The following is a 10487-nucleotide window of genomic DNA, read 5'->3' as shown; positions in this document are numbered from 1 at the left end:
GTGTTATTTCTTGAAATTGAGCCAAAGTCATCAAAGAAGGCTCAACCACTTGTGGTATAGATATAAATCCCGAGTGACAGGCCATATTAATAATTGGTTCGTCACAAGCTAGTACGTACATATCTAGTCCCTTTATTTAGCTATTAACCGGAATTAATAAATGTTCGCATTTATGCCTTAAGGGACTGTTGGAAATGCTTTATGTTGACGCAAATACTCATACATTCACCTAAAATAGATAAGTCGGTTATCCGAGTTTATTAACAGCAGGCAATCGGAATAGATTGTTGCTGGTTCCAGAAACCACCTGACCATCAGGGCGAGGGAAGCTAAATTCTTTTTGTTCAATCCAGAAATCCAACTCTTTATCGACAATGGTCTTAAAGAAGTCACCGTTCTTCGCATCTTTCCACTGGTCAGGATTGACTTTAACCTTGATGACTTGTGACGGTTTTTTCACTGACAACAGTAATTCACCACGCACGACTACTTCGCCCGTTTCGCGATTGTTGAATGTGCTTTGGGTAATATCGTCTTCATCTAAAATGCGTCCTTTGATAATCATGTTGTTTTCCTTTTTGGTTCAGTGCTATTTGATGGTTTTTTAAAAGCGACAGTTAGTGACACAAGTCCAAGGCCGCCCTTGGCGGCTCGTCGGGGCAAGCCCTTGACGAGAACCACTCAGGCGGTGGGTGTCCATAGAGTTCTTCGTTGTATAAGTAAGTGGGTTCCATTGCTGGACAGTCCATATAGAGCAAGGCTTCATCACACATGCGTTCGTATTCTTCTTGCTTCATGGCGTAGTATTCGTGTTCATCTTCTAATGAGTCGAATATCTGCGTCGTTCCGGTCATTACAGAGCGCATACCACGGATGAATTGTTTCTTGTTGGCGAACTTCCATTCAGAAAATCGGGTAGGGATGGATTTACCAAAACACTCGATGCCCTTTATGGCCGCGCTCATTTCATCGCCATAACGGGTGTTTTTAAACAATCCGTCGATGTTTACTTTCTTGGCGTACATCGCTTTCACGGTTTGGTCTTTGCGTTTGACAAACACACCACCCATGGCGACCACGAAGCGTTTAAAGTCGCCTTCGTCAGCGGCTTTGCGTATGGTTTCAAGGACAAAGTGCTCATCCTTGGAGAGTTCATTTCCGAGAATCACAGCGTCGTCCTCTTTAAATTCTTCACGAAAGCGACGCATTTCACGCCACACCGTTACCGATGGACCGCCATAAAATTGGAACTGGCGGATGCCTTGAATTCGATTAAATGACACCACGGATTCAGCGGTTTGTTTGCCGTCCTTGTTGGTGTCTTTGTCGGTTTCAATATTGGCACCATCGATGTTTTTACTTAGGTATTTAGCGACATAGCCAACCGCTGAGCCGCGTTTCCAATCAATGCTTTCTGCTTTGAATCGATACTTTTGCGCGCCTTTTTCTTTCGGTGAATCCACTAAAGAAAAGTGCTTAAGTTGTTGTGTGACGGTCTGTTGGTCTTCTCGTTTCATGAAGAACAAACAGTGAAGGTGTGGCGTTCCGTCGTGGTGCGGCTCGACAATGCGAAGCCCGTAAATCTTGATGTCTTGCTTATTGAGCTCTTTACGAAATGCCGTCATTACGTTTAACAAATGTTGGTGTCCATCTGTTGCCGAAGGCTTGTTGGCTTTTTCCCATGCAGGGTTAATCTGGTCGCCTTTATAGACATGAAAGCGGCTAGGGGTCGTCACTGTGTAGAACATGGCGACATGGTCGGATTCTTGTGCGATGGACTCCAAACCTTTCAAACGCACGAACATTTCAGCGCGACGAATGACGGGGTTTGATGTCGATTTCGCGGATAATTCTTTGAGTGTGAACCACGTATCTTCGTCGTCTTCGATATAGCAAACGGTGTTGATAAGCGCCTGTTCTGTATCAGATAAGCGTTCTCGCATCACATTAACGCTGTGCTTGGAGCAATACGCATCTTGTGATTTGTGTACTAACATTAGGTCGCGAGCGGTAGCTTCAACTTCAGTAAAGTAAGCGCGTCGTAATTGGCGACGAAGCCATTTATCACACATGGCCCGTTGGCATAGTGAATCGAGTTCATTCGCTTCTTCTTTCTGCTTGATGAGTTGGGCGCGAAAACCTAAGCCCAATTGAGCCAACAAGACTTGGGATTTTTCAAAACGCTCTGTTATCGATTCGATTTTCAAAAGCTGCTTTGAGAAAGCGCGAGACTTGGCTTTAGCCAATTCGACAATTTCTTCATCGTTACGGGTATAACGATTGCCGTTATCGCGCAAACGAGCGTCTGCGGATTGGATCATTGATAATGCAGTGAAGTAATCTTTGCGTTCGAGTACGTTGGTAAAGGCTCGAAGCATGGACGGTGCGAAATCACCGTGACGTTTGATAGCGTCAAATACAGGTTTGCGCCAGTTGGTGAGTCTTACTTTATATTGAGCGTGACGCGGTAACTCAAGCAAACTTATTGCTTTATCAAGTTCATCACGACGGTCAGAAGCTTGCAGGCTAGGGAGCTTGTCTACATTGAACTGGTCGTCGTAGCAGTCTGCAGACCATAGGCGTGTTGGTTGCGAAGTTGGGAGAAACTCACGAGAGTAAGTTTCTCCGGTTGCTAAGTCGTGAACAGTTCTACGCATTAGCTTTGACCAGTGTTGTTTCAGCGTTAAAACGTTCGATAAGTTCGGCATCGGATTCAATTGAGAAGAACTCGCAGAATTGGAGGTATTCTTCAAGGAGCGTGAAATAGAGACTAACGGGCTCTGATTCAAGGACGAATGCAGGTGTAAAATCAATACCAGCGCGTAATCGTTGCGTGAATGACTTTGCGTTAACAGACACTGAATCAGAAAGTTGGAATGAAAAATCATCTGAGTGGGAACGCAGCGTTGTGGAAAGTAAGTAGCCGTCGATGCTATTGGACTCGGAGCGAATAATAAAAGCATCATTCTTGTGTAACATGGAGCAGCTTTCGTAGTGTCGGACTTGAAACATAATAACCACCTTGAATAGTTGAGTGACCACCAAGGGTGAAAGCTTCAAGGGCTAACGCCCAAGGCGGTCAAGTACGCGAATTTGCGGAGTGCACATATAGTAAATACGCGATTTTGCGTTTTGTAAATACGCAAAAATGCGGCTTGATGAGCTAAACTAGAATTTCGGAGGATTGTGAAAATGCAAATAAACGAACTGTTAGATGCGTATAAACACGCAAACAAGTACACACAAGACAAGCAGATAGCGCATGATTTGCAGATAAGCACCCAAAAGTTATCTGATATCAGACAAGGAAGACGCTATCTAACTGAAAAAGAAGCACTTTTGTTAGCTGACCATGTAGGCGCTGATAAAGAAATCGTGTTAATTCAGTTAGCAGCTGATAAATGCAAAACTGTCGAAGGACAAGCGACTTGGGCAGCAATAGCAAAAAAGTTTGAGAGCCTTGGAATCTCTAGGATTTCCATGGCTTTAGGTGGTTTAACTGTAGCGTATTCTAGCACTCAAGAACTAGTATCTCAGTGCGTATTATCTATCTTATGTTAAATGCAGTTTCACAATAGTAAGATTAATCTAGTGTTCAGCCGTTCCCTGCTACATTGGGTGCTGTGCTTTCTTTCTGTATTTAACAATAACGCTATTTACCATAAAATACCTAATAATCACATTAACTTAATCTACGTTTAAGTTAATGTGATTATTAGAAATCAAGAGCTCAAAGCAATGACTGTGTTTGTGCTGCAAACTCAGCCATTGCTTTTTGATGACTACACTAAGTTGTCATCCACATCTGATTGTGTGCTTGGGCCTGAGCTATCATCGGTACCAAAACTGCCGGTATCATCGGTAAAGTCTACATCTACCTGAGTATTATCACTCTGTGTCCAGTCAGCACCATCAGTTTGCTGCAATGATGATGTGTCTTGGTTTTGCTGACTTGAAGCTTGCATTGAATATTGTTCATCAATATCGAGCTCTAGCGTTGCCGTCGCACCTTCTACGGGAGCATCTAAGTCATCAAACCCTTGGAAAGAAAGATTCGCAGAACCTTCATACTGATCGTCGAGTACTAATGTGACAGATTGGCTTAAGTCTCCTGATATTGTGTAGCCACCTTCACCATCACTTAAGGCGCCATTGATTTCTGCACCTTCCGGTAGATTTGTCACGGTTATGTAATCCACACCATCAACGGACGTAACTTCTTCTGGAGAGCTAATCTCCACTTCATCACCCGGTGCTGCGGTTATATCAACAGAGCTTTCAATGTTTGAACTTACTTCGTCATTTAAGTTCGTACTCTGTGTATCAACTGGCTGAGTTTGAGCTCCTTCCGTTTCTACCGTTAAGCTTGTTGTGTACGTTTGCTCAATTCCAGCGCTACTTTCAACGACAGCACTAAGGTCGATATTGCCTTCAAATCCGTCATCAGGCCAGAACGTCCACATGTCATTGCCATTTGAAATTAACGCACCTTGATCTCCGGTATAATTTAGGTCGGTTAATGTTGAGTCTTCTATGCTTAAGTTAGTTAAAACGTTAGACGCGCTTATCTCAATTGAACCATCATCCGCTTGAGCAAGTGTTTGATTCACGGAGACTTCATTATCAACCCCAATATTAAAGTGACTCTGAACACTATTTTCTCCATCACTAGCGACAAATCCTACTTGGGCTTGACCGGTGAAACCTTCTGCAGGAGTAAATTGATAGTTACCCTGCCCGTTTGATTCGATAAGTCCTTCTCCTGCAAGTAGAGATACGGATTCGATACTTAGATCGTGATTATCCTCAGAGCTAATCGTTGCTAGCATATCTTCGTTAGTAAACGTGAGTGGTTCGCTTTCGTCGGTATCGGTATAAGCGATAGCATCTATAATTGGCGAGCTAGTCAGTGACTCACTGGAGTCAAAGACACCTATGTCGCTTTGCTCATCGTATAGTATTCCCTCTTTTTCAATGACATAAGCCAAGTCTACATTACCAGAGAAACCTGACGCAGGGCTGAAGGTCCACGTACCATCGTCGTTCTCAATTAAGCTTCCTTGAGAAGGATCGACTAAGTGCACGAGTTGGACACTATCACCCTGCTCTGCTTCTACATTTTGCGCCATCGCGATAAGATCTTCATGACTAATAACAAGCGCTTCCCCAGACACAACATTGAAGTCTCCTCCTACTGGTTGTTCAGGTTGCTCGTTAGCTTCATCACCATAGTCGACGGTGGTCGCCGTTACTGTGACAAAGAAGTTGCCATGGAAATCCTCTGGCGGAGTCATTTGTAGATTATCAATATCCCAATTGGTGATATTAATCAGTTGCCCTTCCTCAGTTATTTCCACGACGTTGGGCCCATCACTGAGCGTAAAGCCAACCGGATAACCCGTCATAACAAGGTTACTAAGCTGCTCTGAATCATCAATAAGGTTGACATCTAAGTTCAAGTAACCGGTAGTATCTTCATCAAACACCAGCGGTCCATCATGTGCGGTTGTGATAACAGCACCATCGGCAACAGGTCTTACATATACAGGCACGTCTAAGGCGGTTTCAAACTCGCCATCTGATGCGATCACTTGTAATTCGGACAATCCCGCGAAGTCGCTAGTAGGAGTAAATGTCCACGTTCCATCCCCATTGTCAGTAACACTACCGCCATCTTCACTATCAGCGACAATGACTCGTGAAATAACCAGTTCTGTGGTGTCTATATCTCCGAAGAGATCGAGCATATCAGACGTATCAAAGGTAAAGGCGTCGTCTTCATTGGTCGTCAAGAATGCATTACCCACAGTAAATGGTTCATCATTTACAGGAATAACATCGACATTTACTGTGCCTTGGGCACTCAACTCCCCATCTGAAACAATGTAATCTAGCTCCACCAATCCATTGAAATCTTGACTGGTCACTAAATGGTAAAGTCCGTCAGGTTGCTGTTGTAACGTCGCATTTTCTGGAGTTCGGACAGTTAAGCTTTCCAAGGAAAGCGCGTCATTATCAATATCAGAAGCTTGAGATAAGATAAATGCAGGATCAACCACCAATACTTGGTCTTCATCTGTCGAGTATGTGACTGTTGGAGCGTCAGGAGCATCATTAACCTCAGCTAAACTGATATTCCCAGAGACTTCGGTACCGTCAACACCATCTTCTACTCTAAATGTAAATGGCACATCACCATTCAAGTTTTCGGTTGGTGTAAACGTCCATGTGCCGTTTTGGTTATCAACCAAATCACCAAATGATGGGTCAATTTGAAGGTTGTTCGCGGTAAGATCATCATTCTCGATATCGACAGCATGAACCAGTAAATCCTGCTGCGAAATAATAATGCTTTCATCTTCTACACCGCTTAAATCAACTCGCTCCGATGTCGGCGCATCGTTAACTGCGTTGACAGTCAAGTTTAGAGTGTTTGCAGTCGTGAATTCGCCATCACTGATGTTATAAGTAAGTTCAATGTCACCGTTGAAATTTTCGCTAGGCACAATCGTGAAAGTACCATTGCCATTATCGGTAACAATTGCATTTGGATCATTCGTTGCGACATCACTTGCTGTAAGTGGATCATCGTTAAGGTCGACAGCATTTGCTAATAGCATGTCTTGTGTGACAAGTAGATTTCCATCTTCATCAACACTGGTATTTATAGGTGTTGATTCAGGGGCGTGTTCTCTTGCGTCAATATGAATAGTCTGGGAGTTTGTTGAGGTCCCTTCATTTGACAACTCGGTGGAAGTTGCGTCGATTTGTAGGTCAAATTCACCACTGTAATCTTCCGGTAAGTCGATGGTAATAGGTTCAAGTAATACTACTGTAGGTAAGATGATAGGATCAGTAGTATCAACGGTGACTTCGCCTTGGTAGATGGAGCTGTTCACTTCTCCGAGATCAATGGTAAATAAGAAGTCATCAAAATCACGATCTCCTCCGTTGTACATGTCCTCGATACCATAAACCAATTCACTTTCTGAATTGAAGTATGTCTGTGTGTGGTTGATATTGTCTTGGTTTAGGTTAGGGCTAGTACCGCCGTGGAATACCGCATCGCCACTTTCACTACGAATTAGCGTTTCTTCACCGTTTGAACTTACAAAGATAAGTTGTGGGTCAGTTGAACTTGTAGTTGCCGTACTTCCATCTGCATCTCTAAACTCGAATGAACCATCACCTAAACTATTAAAGTTATTATGATTAAATCCATTTGGAATAACGAATAAGTTGAAGCTTTCGCCTTGCTCAAGGTCAAAGCTGAACGCTGATTGCCCTGGTATCAGATTACCGCCACCGCCAAGCTGAGAAGCGTTTTCATATACAACTTGTACATCTTGAATCTGCCCGTTTTCGTCAACTTTATAATAACCGACAGTATTTAAGTACCCTGCACCTTCTCCTTCAAAGGTGACGGTAATTTCACTATCAACATAACTCGTTAAACCATTACTTTGATCATTTAATACGGTATCACTGTCATAGCGGATTACAGACCCTTCAGGAATACCTGAAGCGCCGACGGTCAGTACCTCAGAACCATCAATATCAGTGAGTGCTGCTGATATATTAAGCTCTATCGTATCATCAGGATCAACTTTAATCCCTTCGGCTCCGATTGGCTGGTTGGCGCCATCGGTAACGGAGAGTTCTGGTGAATCCGCAACAGCCTCAATATTGACTGCAATCGACTGTGTTGTTTCAAGTTCGCCATCGGAAACGGCAAAAGTAAACTCGACATCACCGTGATAGTTGTCTGAAGGTACGAATGTATAACTACCGTCTTGATTATCGGTAAGTGTTCCTTGGTTCCCTGAATAATCAACATTCATAACAACTAAATCGTCGCCATCAACATCGGTAGCACTTGCCAGTAAGTCCGAGTTATAGAATGTTAACGACCCATCTTCGAGCATGGCAAATTGTAGGTCTTGTGCTTCTGGTCGATCATTGACTGGTGTGATGTTCAGGCTTACCGGCACTGTTGTTGTTGAGTGGTCACCAGTCGATTCCGTCGATATTGCGTCTACCTGTAAGTTAAGTTCTCCATGGAAGTTAGCCGGTGGGGTTAATGTTAAACCCGTTAGATCATCTGGAGATAGAGACCATGTGCCATCAGGGTTCAGTGAACCTGAAGATAGAAGCGTACCCTCAGGAAGTTCTCGAATAGAAATCGCCAGGCTTTCACTACCATCGGTATCCGTGAGTGCCGCCTGTATATCAAGAGGAACCGCACTGTCTTCAGGGTAAGAAGTCACTGACAGTGCAACATTGTCTAACCCCCAAGATTCATCACTTAACGATTGGTCCAATGTAGACCCAAATCCAAGCGTAAGTTGTCCAGCGTCTGGGTCTACGGGTACGGTTAGCGTAAAGTGATGAGACTGATCGGTTGAGTAATGGGGGTTGACCGGCCATTGAACACCATGAATTTGAGCATTTTCAGAAGACACAAACTGGCCGACGACTTGGCCATTTATATCCACCACATTAGCACTATCGTTACCATGATAAGAGAAGGTTTCGACACTAAATAATTCGCCATCAATGTAAATATTGAAGTTGTGGTCGTCCCATGAATCTAGACGATAAAAGTCAAATTCAATCGTTACCTCAGAAGCTCCGGCAGGCACATCGTATGTTTTGGAGACCTCCTCTTCACCACTACGGTTGTTTTGTTGCCCTAACATTTGCCCAGTTTCAAAACCGCTAGAATCAGCAACAGTTGCTCCAGACCAACCTTCCATCCCGGTTTCAAACGTGTCTATAGCAAATAAGGTTGATCCTATTGATACATCGGGCGCATCAGAAACCGCATCAACGGCTAGCACAACGTCAGAATTTACAATAGATTGTCCATCTGAGACGTTCATACTAAACACGATCTCGCCAGAGAAGTTTTCGTCTGGTGTTAGTGTAAAGCTGCCGTTTTCATTTTCAGTCACTGTTGCATTTGAAGCTGATTCAATTGCTGCAGTGAGTATGTCTCCATCCACATCAGAAGCATGAACAAGTAACTGCTCTTGGGTTAGCGTGATCGCACCATCTTCATCAATAGTATAAGACAGGGAACCACTAACAACTGGCGCATCATTCACAGCGGCCACTGCAACATCAATACTACCACTACTGATATCGGTGCCGTCAGAGACATCGAAGCTGAAGTTCACCGTGCCATTAAAGTTCTCATTCGGTGTAAAGGTATGTGTGCCATCCCCGTTTGAGGTCAATACGCCATTTGTTTCGTCATAATGCACACCTGTGACGGTCAGTGTATCACCTTCTATATCCGTCGCCCCTGCTAGTAGCTCAGCATCAGTGAAGGTTAAGGTGCCATCTTCATCCATGTTGAAGACTTGGTCGTAAATGACGGCAGCATCATTTACCGCGGTAACTGTGACATCTATCTGCGCTGGCGATACGCCACCATTGCCATCATCAACGGTGTAGTTAATTTCAAACTCACCATTGAAGTTTTCATCCGGTGTGATGGTATAAGTCCCGTCGCCATTATCGGTAATGACGCCGTTTGGCATGCTAATATCACCAACGGTGACGTTGTCACCGGTATCCGTGCCATTTTCTCCATCGGTGCCTTCATCGACGTTAAACAGCGCCGAGATATCAATACCATTTTCAGCATTGGCCACTTCTTCGCTGGTTGGTAAGGTAAACGCGGTTTGCCCTCCTACCTCTTGGCTTGGCAGCACAATGCCATCTACCACATCAAATACATGCCAGTGATCACCGCTGATGTTTTCTGGTAATTCAGGTGTAAAGGTTTGTACTAAGGTATCACCAACGAAGACTTGCACTTGTACTTCATCCACACCATCTACGTCCCAGCTTCGGCTCGTGAAGTTATGGACGGAGTAATGCATGTTAGCATCTTGATAATTCGGGACCGTAATGGTTTCTGGACCATGTCCACTAGTATCATCAACATCTTGTTGAACGGTACCTCCACTTAAGTCATGGTTCATATCACCATAAAAAATGTGGTCAAGTTCAGCGCCTGTATCCGTATCATAAAGCCATAAGTGATTGTCCATGTCGCGCGGCGATGCGCCCCACGTCACAACAATTCGCATATCGGTGGTTTCGAGAACATCAGACAAGGAAATCACGCCACTGTCAGTGGTTTCTCCTGCAGGAACGAGGAAGCTATTAGTAATAGCGCCTTCTTGCTCAATGGTAATGGTGCCTTGTTCAAAGACGGAACCACTGACCGAGTAATGACCTTGCGCGTCGGTCAGGACAGTCGTGGTATTACCCACTTCATCACTAAGTGTCACTTCGGCGCCAACAATGGGTTGTCCATTTTCAGAATTTAATACCGTGCCAGTGACCGTGGTCGCCTCTCCTTGCTCTCCGATGATGGCGGTCATGTCGTCATCTTCAATATCGGTAGCAAATTGCAAGAGCTCAGCTTGCGTCACGGTATAGGAGCCATCTTCTTCAATTGTGATCGGCACATC

Annotated in this window: 5 protein-coding genes and 1 pseudogene; 1 reads left to right on the top strand and 5 read right to left on the bottom strand. The window is 44.2% G+C overall.

The window, feature by feature from the left end:
• Window positions 1-247: 247 nt before the first annotated feature.
• The 3 genes from L4D74_RS24620 to L4D74_RS24610 are packed head-to-tail and all read right to left on the bottom strand — an operon-like array spanning window position 248 to window position 3012.
• A complete protein-coding gene (locus L4D74_RS24620) occupies window positions 248-565 on the bottom strand; it encodes a hypothetical protein (RefSeq protein WP_428755023.1) in 318 nt (105 codons plus the stop codon).
• A gap of 52 nt (window positions 566-617) precedes the next feature.
• Window positions 618-2657, bottom strand: a complete 2040-nt coding sequence (locus tag L4D74_RS24615; RefSeq protein ID WP_428755022.1) for a replication endonuclease — start codon at window positions 2655-2657, stop codon at window positions 618-620.
• Entirely contained in the window at window positions 2650-3012 is a 363-nt protein-coding gene (locus tag L4D74_RS24610; RefSeq protein ID WP_428755021.1) for a hypothetical protein, read from the bottom strand. Before L4D74_RS24610 ends, L4D74_RS24615 begins: the two co-directional genes overlap by 8 nt.
• 180 nt (window positions 3013-3192) lie before the next feature.
• Between L4D74_RS24610 and L4D74_RS24605 the strand changes: the two genes are divergently transcribed.
• The gene (locus L4D74_RS24605) at window positions 3193-3561 is read left to right on the top strand and encodes a DUF3693 domain-containing protein (RefSeq protein ID WP_428755020.1); all 369 of its coding nucleotides are present in this window, start codon (window positions 3193-3195) and stop codon (window positions 3559-3561) included.
• Window positions 3562-3782: 221 nt separating this feature from the next.
• Here L4D74_RS24605 and L4D74_RS25205 read toward each other — a convergent pair whose 3' ends face one another.
• Both L4D74_RS25205 and L4D74_RS25200 read right to left on the bottom strand, forming a co-directional pair.
• Window positions 3783-6959 carry a tandem-95 repeat protein gene (locus tag L4D74_RS25205; RefSeq protein WP_489686472.1) on the bottom strand — a complete coding sequence of 1059 codons (3177 nt, stop codon included), beginning with the start codon at window positions 6957-6959 and terminating at the stop codon, window positions 3783-3785.
• A gap of 708 nt (window positions 6960-7667) precedes the next feature.
• Window positions 7668-9890, bottom strand: a pseudogene (locus L4D74_RS25200) (tandem-95 repeat protein); the annotation flags it as partial.
• Between the last annotated feature and the right edge of the window lie 597 nt (window positions 9891-10487).

The sequence above is a fragment of the Vibrio cionasavignyae genome (assembly GCF_050337155.1).
Lineage (GTDB): Bacteria > Pseudomonadota > Gammaproteobacteria > Enterobacterales > Vibrionaceae > Vibrio > Vibrio nomapromontoriensis.
Note: the sequence above shows the minus strand (reverse complement) of the source record. Positions and strands in the feature narration are given on the sequence as shown.